Source organism: Chryseolinea soli, from assembly GCF_003589925.1.
GTDB classification, from domain to species: domain Bacteria; phylum Bacteroidota; class Bacteroidia; order Cytophagales; family Cyclobacteriaceae; genus Chryseolinea; species Chryseolinea soli.
In genome coordinates, this window is record NZ_CP032382.1 from 7194983 (window position 1) to 7213967 (window position 18985).

Consider the following 18985-nt stretch of genomic DNA (forward strand, 5'->3'; position numbering starts at 1 on the left):
TTAAACGGGTAAATTCTTTTTTTGGTGGGTTAAACTTCTCCCCCATCGGGACATCTAAACGCATATGCAGGATGATCCGAAAACCAAGCATTTTTTAAACCGTGCCGCGTTTGGACCGGCACCGGGTTTAAAAACCCCCGTTCATACTCCAACCTGGATTAAAAGCGCATCGCACAACCGCCCGATCGATGTTATTCCGGCGGCGGGTGGGGCGCCACGGATGCCGGACCAACGCGCTCCAAAAGATGCAAAAGCCCGCCGGGCCAAGTTTCTGGACGAACTCACCCAATTGAATACAACCTGGATCGCACAACTGACGCAACCCGAGACCCTTTGGCGCGAGAAAATGACCCTCTTCTGGCACGACCACTTTGCTTGCCGGGTACGGTCGGCTTTCCTGTCGCAGCAATTGAACAACACGGTGCGCCGCGAAGCACTGGGTTCTTTTGGAGACTTGCTCGCGGCGGTATCAAAAGACCCGGCCATGCTGCAGTTTCTAAACAACCAGCAAAACAAAAAAGACAGCCCCAACGAGAATTTTGCCCGCGAGGTATTGGAGCTTTTCACGTTGGGACGAGGTCATTATACGGAAGCCGATATCAAGAATGGCGCACGCGCCTTCACCGGCTGGGCCTTCCATCCAACATCGGATGCGTTCGTGTTCCGGCCGCGGGTGCACGACGATGGGCCGAAGACCTTTATGGGAAAGACCGGCCATTTTTCCGGCGACGACATCCTCCACATCATCCTGGAAGACCGCCAGACGGCGCGATTCATTACCGAAAAGATCTGGCGCTACTTTGTGCACGAGGGGCCACCCGACGAAGACATCGCCGCTTCGCTGGCGGAGGATTTCTTTCGTTCGGACTACGACCTTCACAAACTGCTGACCACGGTATTCTCCTCGTCCTGGTTTTATGAGCCGCGTTTTGTTGGCAATCGCATCAAGTCGCCCGTGGAACTCCTGGCGGGAATGTTGACACAGACCGGGGGCCGGTTCGAAGACCCCCGTGCAGCGTTGTTTTTTCAGCGCGGGCTGAGCCAGGTTCTTTTTCAACCTCCGAATGTCGGTGGGTGGCCCACGGGCACGGCGTGGATCGATAGTTCCAGCCTCACATTTCGCATGACGGTGCCGGCGCTGATCTTCAAAAATCTCGCAAACGACTATGTGCCCAAAGACGATGGCGATGCCAACAACACCACCAACAAAGCGGCCACCCGAAACCTGAACTGCACGGTCGACTGGGCCTCGCTGGCGCAACAGTTCACGAAAGCATCGACCGGCGAAACGCTGGCAGCCTTGGAAGATCATTTGCTGGCCACGCCCACAACCGCGGCGAATCGTAAACTGGTCGCCACGCAAGCCGCCAGCAGCACGCGCGACGATGAATGGATGAAGCAAGCCTTCACGGCATTTATGTCCTTACCAGAATATCAACTGAGCTGATCATGACTTCCAGAAGAAATTTTCTCAAACAATCTTTGCTCGGTGCCACCGGCACACTGCTGGTGCCGACGTTCCTGAAAGCTTTTGAAAATCCCAACGCTTTCGCGGAAACCAATGACAAGATCCTGGTGGTGGTGCAACTTTCCGGTGGCAACGATGGCTTGAACACGATCGTCCCCTACCGCAATGATTTGTATTATCAACACCGTCCTTCGCTGGCTATCGCCGCCGACAAGGTGTTGAAAGTTTCGGATGCGTTGGGGTTTCATCCGGCGTTGGCTCCGCTGCAAAAATTGTATGACCAGGGGTATCTCGGCGTGCTCAACAATGTGGGTTATCCCAACCCCGACCGCTCGCACTTTCGTTCCATGGACATCTGGCAAACGGCCAGCCCGGAAAGCTATTTGCAAACCGGTTGGATCGGTCGTTACCTCGACGCCAACTGCGCCGGCTGCTCCGTGGCTGATCAGGCCATTGAAGTGGACGACACGCTGAGCCTTGCTTTGAAGGGAGACAACATCAAAGGGTTGGCGATGAAAGATCCACGCAAGCTTCACCAGGCCATTCACCAGTCGTTCTTTCACGACGTGGCGCAGCACAATACCGCCGATGGGGTGAACGACCCATCGCTACACTATCTCTACAAAACCATGGCCGAGACGGTTTCGTCTGCCGACTATCTCTATCAAAAGGCGGGGACTCCTGCGGCCGGGATGGATTATCCGCAAAGCGATTTTAGCAAAAAGTTAAAAACGGTTGCGCAACTCATACTTGCTCGTGTGCCCACACGGGTATACTATGTGTCGATGGCCGGCTTCGATACACACGTGAACCAGCAGGCGCAACATCAACGGTTGTTACAACGCTATTCGGAAGGGATCACTGCTTTCGTGGATGATCTGGACAAGGGCGACCGCATGAAAGATGTATTGATCATGACGTTTTCGGAATTTGGAAGACGTGTAGCCCAGAATGCCAGTGGCGGCACAGACCACGGTACGGCTAACAATCTTTTTGTGATGACGAAGCATTTGAAGCAAAAAGGTTTTCTCAACAGCACACCTGATCTATTAAAGCTCGACAACGGTGATCTCATCCATCAGCTTGATTTCCGGAGTGTTTACGCTACGATACTTGACAAATGGCTTGAAGTGGCACCAAAAAAAATTCTGCCGGGAGCCTATCCGACGTTAGACTTTATCTGATATCTTAGCGTTTACCAAACCTAACCTCATTTTTTAAGCTAGAATGAAATTTGATTCAAACGCCAAAGCCTCGCTCGTTAAGCGCGAAATGGAAATCAAGCGACTTGTCAGACAAATGGAGTTCGATCGCCTCCACAACAGCCCGGTGTACAAAAATCTTTCCCGCGAACTGCAGACCATCCAACAGGAGTTGGTGCAACACCAGGACGTATCTTCCAAAAAGTAAACGTTTTTTTCATTTTCCCTTCACTACATTTGTTGGCTAAACCGTCAATACATGCGTGTTGTAGGAGAAATTCCGCACCCGGAGTGCAAGATCACCATCTTTGCCTGGAACAACCGGTACCTCATTAAGCTGGAGCAAGGCTTGCTGGAGCAGACCTTCAAGGTAAATGAGTACGATGTGACCAGCGAAGCCGAGCTATACCGGATCGTAGACGAGGCTTTCCTGGAGGAAGCTATGCAGCGCTTTGCCAGCATGAGCGAAAGCTTGCGACAAGCCATGCAACGTGCTTAAAATCAGCGCATTTGTGCAGCAGTAGAGGAAATTGTTTTATTTTGCACCCGCTCATGGAAGTTGTAGAGAAGAAAAATAAGAACAAGCGATATAAACCCATCCTGGAGGGCATACCCGATTGGCCGGTTTACCAACTCAGTAAAAACCGCAAGGAGTTTATCGAGGAAGTGGCGCAGAAGACCTTTGCCCAGATCAAGAAGAATCGCCCGACAACCAAACAGCTCATCGACGAACTGGAGGCCACTGTTTACCGCGAACAGCAGCGCATGAAGCGCAACCGCTGGCGTGCCGACGCGGCCGACGAGCCCCGTTTCTGGGCCGGCATCAAAGAAGAACTGGTGGCCCTGACGGGCAAGACGCCGGAAGAAGCCCAACCCATTGCCGAGGAACTGCTCCACCGCATCGTGTTGCGCTATGCCAACGAGATCGCCGGAAACTTCAAGCCCAACAGCTACCGCCTCACCCGTGAGATCGTAAAGTTCTGGTTCTCGCGCCTACTGAACGGCGCCCGCGTCAAGAAGTTCGGAGCCTTCTTCCGCAGCCGCTATACGCTTCGCGACAAGATCCACATCGTGGGCAAAGTGAAGCAACTGCGCACCCTGGCCAAAGAAGGCACGGTGGTGATGGTGCCCACGCACTTCAGCAACCTCGACTCGATCCTGATCGGATGGATCATCCACTCACTGGGCCTGCCCGCCTTTATCTACGGCGCCGGGTTGAATCTTTTCAACATCAAGATCTTTGCTTATTTCATGAACAGTCTCGGCGCCTATAAAGTAGACCGCCGGAAGAAAAATGTCCCCTACCTGGAGACCCTGAAGTTCTATTCCATGTGTGCCATTCAAAAAGGTGCGCACAGCATTTTCTTTCCCGGTGGAACGCGCTCCCGCTCGGGCATGTTGGAAAAACAACTCAAGCTGGGATTGCTCAGCTCCACCATCGAGGCCCAACGCAATCTCTACCTGGAATCGCCGGCCACCGAACCGGTGCGCAAGATCTTTATCGTGCCCGTAACGCTCAACTATCACTTCGTGCTGGAGGCCCCGGACCTGATCGACGAATATTTGTCGTCGAAAGGCCAGGATCGTTATCTGCCGGAACAAGACAAATACGGAAGCTGGCAACTGCTGCAGTTCCTGTTCAAGTTTTTTACCAAAGGGTCTAACATCTCCGTGTCGATCGGCCGCGGGCTGGACGTGATGGGAAATTATGTCGACGATCAGGGCAACAGCCTGGATGCGCAGGGACGGGTGATCGACACCCGCGACTATTTTGTTTCGCATGGCGACATCACCGTCGACAAGCAACGCGAAGATGAGTACACACGCATGCTCAGCCACAAGATCGTGTCGGAGTATCACCGCATCAACCGCGTGTTTGCCAGTCACCTGGTAGCCTTTGTGGCCTTCGAGATGTGGCAAAAGAAACATCCCAAGCTGGATTTGTTTGGCTTGCTGAAATTGCCGGAAGAAGACCAGGTGTTGCAGTTCGAAGAGTTTCGCGCTGCCTGCAAGCGGGTGCGCAAACAAATCTATAAAATGAAAGAAGAGGGGAAAGTCTATCACGCTACCCATCTGAAAGGAAATATCAACCTGGTGATCCGCCATGGACTCGACAATGTGGGCATCTTCCATTTGAAGCGCCCGTTGCTTATGAACAAGGAGGGCAACATCATCACCAAGGATTTCAGTACACTTTATTACTATCACAACCGGCTTGTCGGCTATGACCTCGAAAAGTTTATCTGAAAACGATAAACCGGTCGGTGTGATCGGCGCCGGAAACTTCGGCAGTGTGGTAGCCAACTTGCTGGCCCAACGGCGGCAAGTGTTGTTGCACGTGCGCGACGATGCGGCGATCGAGCGCATTCTGAAAACCCGCGAAAACCGCGGCCACCAGATGCATGCCAACGTGGTTCCCACCAATGATCTCGGCCACATGGCCGATCAGTGCGACGTGATCTTCCCCATTGTGCCCTCGCTGCATTTTCGCACCATGATGAAGGGGCTGTCGCCTTACCTCCACCCCTATCACATCCTCATTCACGGCACGAAAGGTTTTGACGTCTCCCTCCCGGAAGGCAAAACCCTGGACACCATGACCACCCTGGACCGGAGCATGGTGAAGACCATGAGCGAGGTGATCACGGAAGAGAGCGTGGTGGTTCGCGTGGGCTGCCTGGCCGGACCCAACCTCAGCAAAGAACTGGCCGATGGACACCCGGCGGCGACCGTCATCGCCAGCCATTTCAATGAAGTGATCCAGTTGGGCAAGCGATTGCTGCGCACCAATCATTTCCAGGTGTATGGCAACAACGACGTGGTGGGTGTTGAGCTGGCTGGGGTTTTGAAAAATGTTATTGCCATCGCTGCCGGTGCCTTGAGCGGTTTGGGGTATGGCGAAAATGCCAAGGGCCTTTTGATCAGCCGCGGCATGGTGGAGATGGTGTACTTGGGGCGCGCCTTGGGTGGAAACACGAAAGCGTTCCTTGGGGTAGCCGGCGTCGGCGATTTGGTCACTACTTGCAACAGTTCGCTGAGCCGTAATTTTACGGTGGGCTACCGGCTGGCTAAAGGCGAAACGCTCTCTGAAATATTGGCCAGCACCGACGAGATCGCCGAAGGTATCAACACCGTGAAAGTGGCCAAGAAATGTGCCGACTACTACAAAGTGCGTGCGCCGATCACCACCACCCTATACCAGGTCTTGTTCGAGGACATGACCGTGAAACGGGCGCTGGAATACCTGATGCGCTATCCGCTGAATGTGGATATCGATTTTCTGACGGAATAACTTCTTACAGCAACACCTCTTTTACATTCTCGCGAATCTTTCCGGCCAGTTCGTCCAGCGGCAGGTCGTTGATGTCGCGTCCGAACGGGTCTTCAATTTCTTCCGCAATCAACTCGACGCTCAGCAAAACGTAGGAGATCAATCCCACGATCGGCACGGTCATGTAGCCGGTTTGTGTGACAAAGCCGAAAGGCAGGGTGATGATGTAGATGAAGACGAACTTCTTTACATACATCATATAGCTGTAGGGAATGGGTGTGTACTTGATGCGCTCGCAGGCACCCATGAGGTCGATAAAATCTTTCAGTTCTTTATCAAGGTTGATGAGTTGATCGCCGGTGATCTTGTTGTTGCGGTACAATTCGTTTATGCGTTTGTACATCAGGCCGGCGATGCGGTTGGGTTTGTGTTTATATTTTTTCAGGTCATTGAGAAACGTGTCGGAGGGCGGATCCAGCTCGGCCAGTTGCACGCCGTTTCGCAGGCTTTCTTTTACGGCAAAAATGAAATTGGGGATCATCTTGGCAAACCAGTCGCGGTCTTCGTGGTTCTCGGGACTGAGGCAAGCGTTGAGTTTCATAGCAAAGTTCCGGGTGCTGTTCACCATGCCCCCCCACATCCTGCGTCCTTCCCACCACCGGTCGTAGGCCGTGTTGGTGCGAAACACGAGGAACAAACCCAGCACGATCCCCAGCAGGGAATGCATGGCGATGGTGGGTTGAAAGTCGGCTTCGTGCAGCTTGAGACGGTCCAGCATGATGTAGCACAACACGGCGGAATAGACGAGCATGAAGAGGATCACGGGCAACAGGGTCGCCATGACGCGCCGGCTGTAGGCGTGAAAGATGATGGATATCCAATTTCGGGGGTTGTACATGACCATAGATCAAACTTTCCTGCAATAAGCCTATTCAAGGAAAATTTTCCAACACCCGGGAAAATGGTTCGTTACCGGCGATCGCACCCATCAAAATCCCCCATTTAAATCGGAAGAAATTCCGGATAGCATGATGGGAAATTATTTTATCGCTTATCTTTCCGACTGTAAAACTGCATTTATGAACATGAAACGTTCTGGCTTATACCTTTTTGCTTGCTTCTTTCTGACCGTGTGCGCACCGGCCATCGCCCAGGATTATTTGGTGACGGTGACGGGCGATACCATCCACGGGGAGATCAAACCCCTTACGTTTGGGATGGACAAAAAAGTGCAGGTCGTTGGCCCCGATAAAAAGAAGACGCTCTACCCCATGTTCCAGGTTCGCACCTACAGGTGGAAGAATGACCTCTATCAACCGGTGAAGGGCCCCGAAGGTTATGCGTTCATGAAAGTGATCAAGTCGGGCTACCTAAGCTTATATGCTTACCAACTGCCCAATCAAGTGACCTACGACGGACAATTTCTTTCAAAAAAAGATGGCAAGAGCACAGAGGTCCCCAACCTGACCTTTAAAAAGGCCATGAAAAATTTCCTGGAAGATTGTCCGACGGTGGCGGACCGGATCGACCGCGACGAGCTGAACAAGAGAGACCTCCTGCAGATCGTAGACGAATACAACACCTGCATCCAGTCCAAAACGATCGATCATGGCAAGATCATCGCCCAGCGGGCGGTTGCCGAGAAAAAGCTTTCCGCCTGGGATGTACTGGAAGAGAAAGTAAAAAGTGAAGCCGACTTCGAAGGCAAGGCCAATGCCCTGGAAATGATCCAGGACATCAAGGGCCGGATCTCGCGGGCCGAAAAGATCCCCAACTTCGTGCTGGAAGGTTTGAAAAGCTCGCTCACCCAAGACGCCTTCAAGCAGCCGCTCGAAGACGCCCTGAAAGAACTCAACTAGTCTTTTGCAACGACCTGATCCGCGACAAGACCTTGTCTTTGTCGTGAATCAACACGTAGATGCTGCAGAGTGTTACGGCCAACGCCAGGCCAAACAGGTAGCCATGATCGCCCTGCACTGCGATGCCGAGCAGGGTCAGGTGCATACCGATCGCTCCCACCATCAATCCCAGCGCCAGCCCGGCCCCTAACCACGCGGTGGCCGGAACAACGATGAGAATGGCCGCGATCAATTCCATCACCCCCACCCCAATCCTACCCCACGGCTCCATGCCCACGGTCGTAAAAATGTAGACCGATTCCGCGGAAGCGGTAAACTTAAAAAACAAGGTTTGCAGCATGATGACCGCCGCCAAAAGACGTGCGATCCAGTACACTACCGTGGCAATTTTCATAGCGGAAGGGGTTTGTTGACGGGATAAATGTAACCGAATAATTGAAAGTGCTCTGTCAGATAAGCGACAAGGATTTAGTATTTTGCTTGCCAGCCAAACCTCACATCATGACTCCCTTCCACGTCCATCCGGATATCGCGCAGGCAAAAACCATTTCCACCGACTTTTATCTCGACCCCGTTTACCTGGAGCTTTCCAAAGAAAAGATCTTCGCCAACACCTGGCAACTGATCGGCGACACTGACCAGGTGAAGGACCCGGGCTGGGCCACGCCGGTGAACCTGTTGGAGCGATTCCTGGACGAACCCCTGCTGCTCTCGCGCGACAAACAAGGCGACCTGCACTGCCTCAGCAACGTCTGCACCCACCGGGGCAACCTGCTGGTGGAGCGTCCCTGCAAGATCAACGACATCCGCTGTAAATATCACGGCCGCCGCTTCCACCTGGACGGCAAGTTCCTGTCCATGCCGGAATTCAAGGAGGTGGCCAACTTTCCCTCGGAAGAGGACAACCTCACAAAGCTTCCCCTGTATCAATTCGGAAAATGGCTGTTCACCTCCCTCCACCCGAAATTCGATGCCGATACATTTTTAGGTCCGATGCTGGAGCGCGTGGGCTGGATGCCGTTCCAGGATTTTCAATTCCGCCCAGAGCTCTCGCAAGAGTACAAGGTGGATGCGCATTGGGCGCTGTATTGTGAGAACTATCTCGAAGGCTTCCACATTCCTTTTGTGCATGCCGGGCTCAACGCCGTGATCGACTATGGGAACTATACCACCGAAATTTTTCAATACTCCAATTTACAAATCGGCTTTGCGAAAGGCGACGACGCCGTGTTCGAGCTCCCCCCTAGCTCGCCCGATTTTGGAAAAAAAATCGCCGGTTATTACTTCTGGGTTTTCCCAAACATGATGTTCAACTTTTATCCCTGGGGACTCTCCATCAACATCGTCCGCCCGCTCGGCGTGTCGCGGTGTACGGTGTCGTTCCTGTCGTATGTGTGGGACGAGAACAAGCTTCGCCAGGGCGCGGGGGCCAACCTGCACCAGGTGGAAATGGAAGACGAGGATGTGGTGCAGCATGTGCAAAAGGGAATACGATCGAGATTCTATAAACACGGACGCTATTCGGTGAAAATGGAGAAGGGTACACACCATTTCCATCGTCTGTTGGCTGAATATTTAAATTGAGGACCGGATGTCGTCACCCCAGAAATTAAAACCCACCCTGGGCTTGTGGACCAGTATCGCCATCGTTGCGGGTGGGGTGATCGGCTCGGGCATTTTTATGAAGCCTGCTTTTATGGCTTCACAGCTGGGTTCACCCTTGTGGCTGGTAGCCGTTTGGATCTTCGCTGGTGTGATCACGCTCTTTGGCGCGTTGAGCAACGCCGAAGTGGCCGCCATGATCCCGGAAACGGGTGGCCAATACATTTTCTTCGAAAGAATGTACGGCAGGTTCGTAGCCTTTTTGTATGGGTGGTCGGCCTTCATCGTATTCAACACGGCCGGTGTGGCATCCGTGGCGTATGGCTTTGGCACCTACCTGGAATATTTTATCCCCTTGCCGCGCTTCGGCCCGGGTGTGGAGAAAGCCGTGGAGGTTTACATCCCGTTCATCGGATCGATGTATCCGTTGGAAAATATCGGGGTGAAGTCGGTCACGATCCTGGTCGTGTTGGTACTCACATGGGTGAGTTACCGGAGCACGCGATCGGGTGGCAACCTGCAGGTGGTGTTCACGGCATTGAAGATCGCCCTGCTAACGTTGTTGGTCTTTGGATTATTTTTTTCACCGGAAGGAAGCGTCACCAATCTTATCACACCCTCCACCAGCATCCATCCCCAGGGTTGGGCTTTCGTAGGCGCCCTGCTGGCGGCCATGTCCGGAGCGTTTTGGGGATACGACGGTTGGAATAACATCACGTTTATTGCCGGGGAGATCCGGGAGCCCCAGCGCAACATTCCCCGCAGTCTTTTTATTGGATTACTGATTTGCATCATCACCTACACACTCATCACGCTAAGCTTTCTCTATGTGTTGCCGATCGATGCCATGGCGCAATCGGGTATGGTGGCTTCGGATGCGGCACAGGTGGTGATGGGCACGTTGGGGGGTGGCATCATTGCGTTCATGGTGATCATCTCGATCATCGGCGCCACCAACGGCAACATCCTGCCCGTGGCCCGGGTGTTCTTTGCCATGGGACAGCAGAAACAATTTTTTGGATGGGTCGGCAAAGTGCATCCTCGCTACGGCACGCCCGGCAATGCCTTAGTGATCCAAGCACTGTGGACGGTCGTGCTCATTCTCAGTGGCTCGTTCGACATGCTCACCGACATGCTGATCTTTGTGAGCTGGGTTTTCTATGGGCTGAGTGCCTTTGGCATCTTCGTGCTGCGAAGGAAAATGGCACATGTTGAGCGACCTTACAAAGTGTGGGGATACCCGGTGGTACCCGCCGTGTTTGTTTTATTTTCGACGTTCTTTGTGGTGGCTACGTTGTGGATGGATATCTACAATTATGCGATTGGAAAAACACATCTTATCAATTCTTTGCTGGGAATGTTTTTGACAGCGTCGGGGATACCGTTGTATTGGTTGTTTAGAAAGCGGTATGGAAAATCATTTTGAGCCGCCTCATGACTTCACACGCCGTCGCTCAAATAAATATGCCCGTCTTTCACCGTGAGATGGGACGGAACATTATTCTCATAGATCATCCCCGTTCCTAATCCCTGCGGAAGCGTTATGGGATAGTTCGCCGTGAACTGGCAAATGGCATTGAGGCCGACGTTGGACTCCAACGCTGAGGTGATCCACCATCCGATGTCAAGACTTTCCGCCAGTGCGATCCACTCCCGGCAACCGCTCATTCCCCCGTGAAGCGTAGGCTTCAAAATAATGAACTGCGGACGGAGGCGCGTCAGCAGCGCCATCTTCTCCTCGCTCGCTTCCACCCCGATGAGTTCCTCATCCAACGCAATGGGAATGGGCGACTCCCGGCACAACTTCTCCATCTCCGGAAGCCCCGGTTTGATCGGTTGCTCGATGGACTGGATCTTCAACCGCGCCAGCTCGCGCAAGCGCGACAACGCTTCGTCTACTTTGAAAGCACCATTGGCATCCAGCCGTATGGTGATGTTCTCCCGGAAATAACGCTTGCGCAGGTAGTCAATCACCTCACACTCGCGTTCAAAGTCAAGCCCGCCCACTTTCAGCTTGATGCAGCGAAATCCCTGCGCCACCTTTTCGTTGATCTGGCTCATCATAAAATCCAGGCCACCCATCCAGATGAGGCCGTTGATGGGAATGCGCTGGCCATCGAGGAAGCCGTTCTGGAAAATGATTTTCTTGCCGCCGTTCATCAGATCCAGCAGTGCTGTTTCGATGGCGAAACGAATGGAGGGATAACCCACCGGCACCAGGGCCAGTGCTTTTTGCAGCACCGGGTTGTCAAGGGATGGAGGGCCTTGCAGGTCCTCTGTGGAGATGTGGTGTGGGAACTTGGCCAGCACGTCGGCAAGCACGGTCTCAAAGTCCGGGCGGTCATCCGTGCTGAGGCCAGGAAGCGGGCCACTTTCTCCGAGACCGGCGACGTCGGGCTGGGTGTCGTCCCAAAGTTTTACAAACCACGACAATTTATCTTTCATCAATCCCCGCGAGGTGCGGGCGTTGAAGCTGAAACGGAACGTTTCCTGTGAATACGATGTCTGTAGCGCCATAGGCAAACAATGATCTGCTAAAAATAAGGTTTTAGAATTAACTTTGAACCCTTTATTCAGACATGGACATTTCCATCAGCGATTATACTTATACGCTTCCCCCGGAACGGATTGCCGTCTATCCCCTGGCAAACCGTGACCAATCCAAACTGTTGTTCTACGACCGCGGGGTTATCGACCATCAAATCTTTTCGTCGCTTCCCGATCTTTTGCCGGCCGACACTCTCCTGTTTTTTAACGACACCAAAGTGATCCCCGCGCGGCTTCACTTCCAGAAAGATACGGGCGCCGTCATTGAGATCTTTTTGCTGCACCCGGTGCTCCCTTCGCCGCTGGTCATGGAAGCCATGCAGGCCCACCATCGCTGCACATGGCAGTGCACGCTGGGAAATCTGAAGCGCTGGAAAGATGAGCCGTTATTCAAAACATTTCACGGCATCACCTTAAAGGCCACGCTGAGCGATCGCGAAGAAGGGTTGGTGGAATTTGAGTGGGCTACGGAACATTCCTTTGCCGAGGTGGTGAACCTTGCGGGAGAAACCCCCTTGCCCCCTTACCTCCATCGCAAGCCCGAGCAAGCCGATCGCGATCGCTATCAAACCATCTACTCGCACCACGAAGGGGCCGTGGCAGCGCCAACGGCCGGACTGCATTTTACGCCAGCCATCTTTGAACAATTGAAAGCCAAAGGCATCGCACACGACTTTGTCACGCTTCATGTGAGCGCGGGAACATTTCAGCCTGTGAAGGTCGAGAATGCCATGGAGCATGTGATGCACAACGAACAGGTGGTGGTGACACGGGCCAACCTGGATCGCCTTTTGTCAGGACGATATATCGTGCCGGTGGGCACGACGTCGATGCGGACGTTGGAGAGCTTGTATTGGTATGGCGTGAAATTATTGAAAGACCCACGGGCTGTTTTTACGATCTCACAACATGAAGCCTATGCTGCTGCAGACCGTTGGCCCTCTCGCGACGAGGCGCTGCGTGCCGTGGTGGCGTATATGGAACGGAATCAATTGGATCTGCTCACCGGCGAAACGTCCATCTACATCATGCCGGGTTATACGTTCCGGGTATGCGAGGCGTTGATCACCAATTTTCATCAACCCGGTTCAACGCTGATCTTACTGGTGGCCGCGTTTATTGGAGCGGATTGGAGGAAGGTCTATGACGAATCGCTTGCTAACGGCTATCGCTTCCTCAGCTATGGCGATAGTTCACTATTAATCCCGCGTACGGAGGGCTAAGCGCTGCGCCTTTCTTTGCGTCTTTGCGCCTCTGCGGTTTAAAATTCTACCGCTAAGGCGCAAAGACAGCGCGAAGAAGCTGTCGCTATTTTATTTCGGACAGCGCGTTGAGATCGACGATGTGCACTTCTACGCGGCGGCCTTCTTCTTTGGAGGCGCTTTGATCTTTTGTGGCACCATAGCCTTTCGCTACGATCCTGCGACGCACCACGCCTTTATGGTTGATATAGTCAAGCACAGAGATGGCCCGCTTGTTGGAGAGGTCACGGTTCATTTCTTCCGTACCTTCCGCGGAAGCGAAACCAAGGATCTCGATCCCCAGGTCGGGATTTTTATTCAACTCCGCCAGGATACCATCCAATTGTGCATTGTACTGAGCCTTCAGGTCGCTCTTGCCGGCGTCGAAATATATTTTGGCGCTCTTGGCCAGCACCGCCTTGTCGATGACCGAAGCTTTTTTAGCCGTCTGCCCTTTTTGCTTCATGATCTCCTCGTTCACCATGAAGGTGGGCAACGAGAAGATGGTCTTGCCGTCTACCTGCTTTTGCTCGAACTTGCTTTCGTCGCTTTCGTCATAGTAGTAGGTGCGTGTAGCCATCTCAATGCGTGAGTTCTCTTTTTCGTTGAAGTTCACTTCTTCGATCGGGTCCTTCATCTGGATCAGGTCGCTCAGATAGTTGATACCATCCTTGTCCTGCGCGGCCATGAGGTCGAGCATCATGTCGTATACGTCAACATTGCCACCCTGCACCAGTTTGGCTTCATGCGTTTTGCGGAGATCGGCTTTCACATCGCTGTCGGTATCATAGAAAGCGTTCTTCACCTGCACTTCCTGACCCACGACCACGTCGAACTGTTTGATGGTCTTGAGGCTCACCATTTGATACAGCTCGTAGAAATAGGTCTGGTTCGGGATGTTGATGTTCAGCGTATAGGGCAGGAAGCCCTCGGACTCGATCACCATGTCGTAGTTCTTCGATGGCGGCAGGATCACGAGATAGTTACCGGTCTCCGGATCGGGATCATATACGAAGTCGAGCTTTTTATCCGTTTCATTGTCGATGAGATAGATCTTCGTCGGCATGGGCTTGCCCGTTTCGGCGTTCAGGATCTTTCCTTTGATCATGGTCAACGGAATATTGGCCGACTCTGCCGGCAGGTCGATGTAGTAGATGTCCTGTCCCCCCATGCCGCCTTTGCGGTCCGAGGAGAAGTAAGCACGGGTTCCGTCGGCGATGAGCGTGAAATAGTTGTCGTTCACCGTGGTGTTCACGGGGTAGCCCATATTTTCCGGCGACGTCCATTTGGTGCCCACCATGCGGGTCACAAAAATATCGCGGCCACCCATGGAGTTGTGACCGTCGGACGTAAAGAATAAGGTCTTTTGATCGGGGTGGATGAACGGGGCGTCTTCGTTGGCCTTGCTGTTTACTTCGGGGCCCAAATTAACCGGGTTGGTCCATGAACCATTGGCCTGCAACGTGGTTTTATAAATATCCAACCCACCCTGACCGCCCAGCCGATCGCTGGCGAAGTAGATCGTTTTGCCGTCGGGGGTGATGCTGGCGGTGGACTCGAGGTATTTTGGGGTGTTCAACGTCGGCGTGAGGAGGCTGGGTTTTGACCATGCATCGCCACCGGCCTTCGAGATCTGGAACAGTCCGCCGGGATCGGAAGCGCCACCCATGAAAATGAGCATCTTCTGGCCATCGGCCGAAATGCCGGCAGTGCCTACGTTGTAGTCGTGGGCGATGGGTACCACTTTGGGTTCTGACCAGGCTCCGTTGATGTTGTAGGTGATGTATATTTCTTCGATAAACTTATCGCCCGTGCGGGTCTTGCCGGTATTGGGGCGGAGGGCTGTGTAGGCCATCACGCTTTCGTCGGCCGAAACCACCGGGTTGTATTCCGTGTACTTTGTGTTGATGATGGAGTTGAAGTGGGTGACCTTAAAATTCCGGGGCACCGACATCAGGGCGATGGCGTTGTGGCAGGTTTGAATGGCTTCATCGGCTTGCGCCATGATCTTTTTATCGGCCTTGCTGCTCAATTCGCGGAACTTGGTAAAGCTCTGTACGGCATTTTGCAGGTTCTCGTCTTTTAAATACATCGTGCCCAAATCGTAGTACAACGAGGTCGGCATGTCCTTGCCATTTTTCAAGGCATACTCGAAATAGGGAATGGATTTGATCTGTTCGTCGGTTTCCGGTGATTTCTGGTAGCACACGCCCGTTTTGTAATAGACCAGGGGGCTTTTTTCGCCGGCCTGTATGGCCGCCAGGAATTTGGGAAGGGCTACATCATAGCTCCGGACACTAAAATAATGTTCGGCATCCGCCAGCGATTTGCTGTCCTGGGCCTGGAGGGCGACGGCTGAAAAGAACAATAACCAGTAAAGCAGATTGACCTTTCTTGTCATACAGATTAAGTTTTAACCTCAATACTACAAAGAATAAAGACTAGCGAACAGGGATTTTTAGTCAGAACCTTACAAGCGGTGACGTTATCCTGAATTTTGCCCTAGCATTTTGTACCCGCGTTTAGCAATCGGACCCCGCTTCGCAAACCCCTGCCATATACGCTGAGGCAGCCAAAAAAATGGTAGTTTATAGGATTTTTGTTGGAATATAAGCAATTTTAGGGGTAATGGGGGAAATCTATGAAGGCACAAATAATCCGTTTTCTTGATACCGAGCCGGGCGAGACCGGTCGCGTGGGCCTGTTGTTCATCATGAGCTTTTTTATGGGGGTGTTCGTGGCCACTATTACGGTAGCTTCGCAATCACTTTTCCTGGAACATTTCGACGAGCAAACCCAGTTGCCCATCGCCCTGTTGGTGTCGGGTGCGTTCGGATTGTTTGCTACCATTATTTATAACTTCCTCCAAAACCGGATTCCCTTTCAATTGCTGGCCGTACTCAGCTTGGCGGTGATCACGGTGCTGACGGCTTTTATTGAATTTGGCGAAGGCTTTTTCGCGGACCCACGCACTATCTACTTCCTGGGGTTTGCACAGATCATTCCGTTCTCTTTTATTATATACCTCGTTTTCTGGGGCGCCTTTGGCCGCTTGTTCAACCTCCGCCAGTCCAAGCGCCTCGTAGGAACGGTGGATATGGGCGCCATGATCGCTTCATTCATCGCCTTCTTTTCCATCCCTCAATTCCTCGGTCTGGGAGTGAAAACGGAAACGTTGTATTCCGTATCGCTGGCGAGCATTATCTGCTTTATGGGGTTGTTTATTTTCTTGTCGCTGAAATACAAGACACGTACATTCGCCCAGGAAAAAAAGATGTACAAAAAGCTGGTACTCAAGGATTTCCTTCAGAACCGGTACATTCTCTACATGTCGCTTTTCGTGGTGGTTTCCATGATGGCCGTGAACTTTGTGGACTACTCATTCTTCAACGCCACCACCATTTTTCTGAGCCGCGAAGACTTGCCGCGGTTCATCTCCTACTTTGAAATGACCATTGTTATTTTCGGGTTTCTTTTCCAGACGTTGGCCACGGATCGCATTATTAAAGAGTATGGCCTGCGCATACCGCTGCTGATCAACCCGTTCCTCATCTGTCTTTTCACGGTGGTGGCCCTGATTTTGGGAACGATCTTCGGGTACTCGTTAGGTTTCTTCATGGTGATTGCCATCAGTAAGCTCTTTGTCCGGTCGCTCCGCGAATCACTGGACAACCCCACGTTCAAGCTCTACCTGTTGCCAATCGAAAGCAGCATTCGCATCGACGTGCAAACCAAGATCGAGGGGTTGGTCACCGCCTTTGCCAGCCTTCTTGCCGGTGCGCTCATTATCCTGATCACCAAAGCAGAATTCTTTACGCTGATCTATATTACGTTGTTCACCATACCGCTGCTGCTCATCTGGTATTTTGTTTCCAACCGAATGAACAACAGCTATCGCCATACCCTGCAAGACACGTTGGTGCGCAACAAATCTTCGCTATCGGCCCGCGTTGAGCGGGAGTATACGCTGAACACGGTATTGGAAAAAGAGGTGAACAGCTCGGTCGAGCAAAAAGTCGTCTACGGGTTGAAGCTCATGGAAAAACTGGAGCCCGCCCTGTTCGAAAACACGTTGATGCGATTGATTGAAAGCTCCTCGCGGAAGGTCCGGGCATTTGCCGAAGAAAAGATCCAGGCCCTCGGGCTGCGCAACGATGCCGGCAAAACAGAACTGCGTTCGCTAGCCGAAAAAGCCTATGGCGAGTTGGAAGACAGCGACCTGCTGTCTATCTCGCCCGAGAAATTATTAAAACTCAGTAAGTCGGTCAGACAATCGGATCGTGTCCTCGCGGCCAAGCTGTTGCGCAAGTTGGTGGGACCGCGCACCATTTTCGTATTGCTGGAATTGCTTCGCGACGTCGATCCAAAAGTTCGTTTCGAAGCGCTATATACTGCCCGCAAGGTGAAGCTGAGCGAAACCTGGCCGGTGTTGATCGAATTGTTAAACTCCCCTGCCTACAGTCATCACGCCGCAGCCGCGCTGAAGGAAGCGGGTGAAGCCGCCTTGCCCACCCTGGAAGCTGCCTTCCATAAGTCGGGACAAAGCGACCTGGTGATGTTGCGCATCGTGCAGATCATGGGCAGCATTGGCGGCAAGTACGCCTTGCAATTGCTGTGGAAGAAAGCCGACTATCCCGATAAGCGCATCGTGCGTCAGATCCTCAATTCGCTGCGTTTTATAAACTATCAGGCCGAGGGACGTGAGGCGCGCGAGGTGATCAACTTGCTGGAAAGCGAGATGAGCAAAACCATCTGGAACCTGGCCGCGTTGCACGAGCTCCCCGAGGAAAAAGAATTTTTCTTTTTACGTGAAGCGCTCGAAGAAGAGACCCGCGACAATTACGACCAGATCTACATCCTGCTTTCGATCCTGCATGAACCGCGTTCTGTGCAATTGGTGCGGGAGAATATCGAGTCGGGCGATCCCGACAACATCGCGTTTGCCATGGAGTTGCTGGACTTATTCATCGACCCCGAGGTGAAACCTAAACTGATCCCCTTGCTGGATGACATGGCCGTCCCGGAAAAGTTGAAACAATTGCAGATCTTCTTTCCCCGCGAAAGCTATAATCCCATTCAGGTGATCAACTACATCCTGAACCGCGACTTCAACCTGAACAATCGGTGGACGAAGGCGTGCGCCATTTACGCGTCGGCCTATATCTCCGATTTCCGGATCAGCCGCGGTCTGGTGGCGCAAATGTTCAACGCCGACAAGCTCCTGCAGGAAACGGCGGCATGGGTGATCTATAATAAGAACAAAAAAGAGTTTGAGGTCATCTCCGAACGCCTCCCCCTCAAGGACAAAAAATTCCTCGACTCGTCGATCGAAAACAATCAGCTGCTGGATGGTTTGAACGATGGTTTCTTTTTGTGGGTGGAGAAAGTCATGTTCCTGAAACAATTGCCTGCCTTCAAAAATATTCACGGCGCCATGCTCTGTGACCTGGCCGACAAGATCACACCTTTGGATCTCGCCTTCGCCACCCGCGTGAAATTTACACCCGACGATTTCAACACCCCCATCTTTGTGCTTGCGCACGGTGAGGCACAGCTGAAAACGAACGGGATACTCGCCGCCACCTTGAAACGTGGCAGCCTGTTCGGCGACCTGTTCCAGGATGGCATAGCGCCCAAGATCACATCACTGGAGGCCACCGAGCGCTGTGTTGTGTTCAAGATCAACCTCATGGATTTTTACTATGTAATGGCCAACCATCACGAACTGGTGCAAAGCCTCATCAAAAATATTACGGAAGAAACCGAACCCTATTTGCAACAACCTTTAACCTGAA

Annotated in this window: 15 protein-coding genes; 11 read left to right on the forward strand and 4 right to left on the reverse strand. The window is 52.6% G+C overall.

Translation table 11 applies throughout. The features are described from left to right. Window positions 1–64 precede the first annotated feature (64 nt). The 6 genes from D4L85_RS29830 to D4L85_RS29855 are packed head-to-tail and all read left to right on the forward strand — an operon-like array spanning window position 65 to window position 5962. Window positions 65–1447: a DUF1800 domain-containing protein gene (locus D4L85_RS29830; RefSeq protein ID WP_119757782.1), complete on the forward strand. Its 1383-nt coding sequence runs from the start codon at window positions 65–67 to the stop codon at window positions 1445–1447. A gap of 2 nt (window positions 1448–1449) precedes the next feature. Beyond that, window positions 1450–2652, forward strand: coding sequence for a DUF1501 domain-containing protein (locus tag D4L85_RS29835; RefSeq protein ID WP_228450674.1), 1203 nt, complete (start codon window positions 1450–1452; stop codon window positions 2650–2652). Between the two features lie 43 nt (window positions 2653–2695). After that, the gene (locus tag D4L85_RS29840) at window positions 2696–2878 is read left to right on the forward strand and encodes a hypothetical protein (RefSeq protein ID WP_119757784.1); all 183 of its coding nucleotides are present in this window, start codon (window positions 2696–2698) and stop codon (window positions 2876–2878) included. Window positions 2879–2929: 51 nt separating this feature from the next. After that, window positions 2930–3169: a hypothetical protein gene (locus tag D4L85_RS29845; RefSeq protein WP_119757785.1), complete on the forward strand. Its 240-nt coding sequence runs from the start codon at window positions 2930–2932 to the stop codon at window positions 3167–3169. Window positions 3170–3222: 53 nt separating this feature from the next. Next, window positions 3223–4917 carry a 1-acyl-sn-glycerol-3-phosphate acyltransferase gene (locus tag D4L85_RS29850; RefSeq protein WP_119757786.1) on the forward strand — a complete coding sequence of 565 codons (1695 nt, stop codon included), beginning with the start codon at window positions 3223–3225 and terminating at the stop codon, window positions 4915–4917. Next, the gene (locus D4L85_RS29855) at window positions 4895–5962 is read left to right on the forward strand and encodes an NAD(P)H-dependent glycerol-3-phosphate dehydrogenase (RefSeq protein WP_119757787.1); all 1068 of its coding nucleotides are present in this window, start codon (window positions 4895–4897) and stop codon (window positions 5960–5962) included. Before D4L85_RS29850 ends, D4L85_RS29855 begins: the two co-directional genes overlap by 23 nt. A 4-nt stretch (window positions 5963–5966) precedes the next feature. On the opposite strand, the gene D4L85_RS29860 is transcribed toward D4L85_RS29855, so the two are convergent. Next, on the reverse strand, window positions 5967–6845 hold the full coding sequence (locus tag D4L85_RS29860) for a bestrophin family protein (RefSeq protein WP_119757788.1): 879 nt from the start codon (window positions 6843–6845) through the stop codon (window positions 5967–5969). A 181-nt stretch (window positions 6846–7026) separates the two neighbouring features. Here D4L85_RS29860 and D4L85_RS29865 point away from each other — a divergent pair, with 181 nt between their 5' ends. Continuing rightward, window positions 7027–7800 carry a hypothetical protein gene (locus D4L85_RS29865; RefSeq protein ID WP_160144091.1) on the forward strand — a complete coding sequence of 258 codons (774 nt, stop codon included), beginning with the start codon at window positions 7027–7029 and terminating at the stop codon, window positions 7798–7800. On the opposite strand, the gene D4L85_RS29870 is transcribed toward D4L85_RS29865, so the two are convergent. Continuing rightward, on the reverse strand, window positions 7793–8194 hold the full coding sequence (locus tag D4L85_RS29870) for a DoxX family protein (protein ID WP_119757790.1): 402 nt from the start codon (window positions 8192–8194) through the stop codon (window positions 7793–7795). The two genes, D4L85_RS29865 and D4L85_RS29870, sit on opposite strands and share 8 nt — an antisense overlap. A gap of 107 nt (window positions 8195–8301) precedes the next feature. Here D4L85_RS29870 and D4L85_RS29875 point away from each other — a divergent pair, with 107 nt between their 5' ends. Further along, window positions 8302–9384, forward strand: a complete 1083-nt coding sequence (locus D4L85_RS29875) for an aromatic ring-hydroxylating oxygenase subunit alpha (protein ID WP_119757791.1) — start codon at window positions 8302–8304, stop codon at window positions 9382–9384. Between the two features lie 7 nt (window positions 9385–9391). Continuing rightward, window positions 9392–10828, forward strand: a complete 1437-nt coding sequence (locus D4L85_RS29880; RefSeq protein ID WP_119757792.1) for an APC family permease — start codon at window positions 9392–9394, stop codon at window positions 10826–10828. A gap of 14 nt (window positions 10829–10842) precedes the next feature. Here D4L85_RS29880 and D4L85_RS29885 read toward each other — a convergent pair whose 3' ends face one another. After that, window positions 10843–11919, reverse strand: a complete 1077-nt coding sequence (locus D4L85_RS29885; protein ID WP_119757793.1) for an o-succinylbenzoate synthase — start codon at window positions 11917–11919, stop codon at window positions 10843–10845. Window positions 11920–11981: 62 nt separating this feature from the next. Between D4L85_RS29885 and D4L85_RS29890 the strand changes: the two genes are divergently transcribed. Then, the gene (locus D4L85_RS29890) at window positions 11982–13172 is read left to right on the forward strand and encodes an S-adenosylmethionine:tRNA ribosyltransferase-isomerase (protein WP_119757794.1); all 1191 of its coding nucleotides are present in this window, start codon (window positions 11982–11984) and stop codon (window positions 13170–13172) included. Between the two features lie 85 nt (window positions 13173–13257). Here the strand turns inward: D4L85_RS29890 and D4L85_RS29895 are convergent, their stop codons facing one another. Next, window positions 13258–15591 (reverse strand): OmpA family protein, encoded by a 2334-nt coding sequence (locus D4L85_RS29895; protein ID WP_119757795.1) that lies wholly within the window; start codon window positions 15589–15591, stop codon window positions 13258–13260. Window positions 15592–15831: 240 nt separating this feature from the next. Between D4L85_RS29895 and D4L85_RS29900 the strand changes: the two genes are divergently transcribed. Then, window positions 15832–18984: an MFS transporter gene (locus D4L85_RS29900; RefSeq protein ID WP_119757796.1), complete on the forward strand. Its 3153-nt coding sequence runs from the start codon at window positions 15832–15834 to the stop codon at window positions 18982–18984. The last annotated feature ends 1 nt before the right edge of the window (window position 18985 follow it).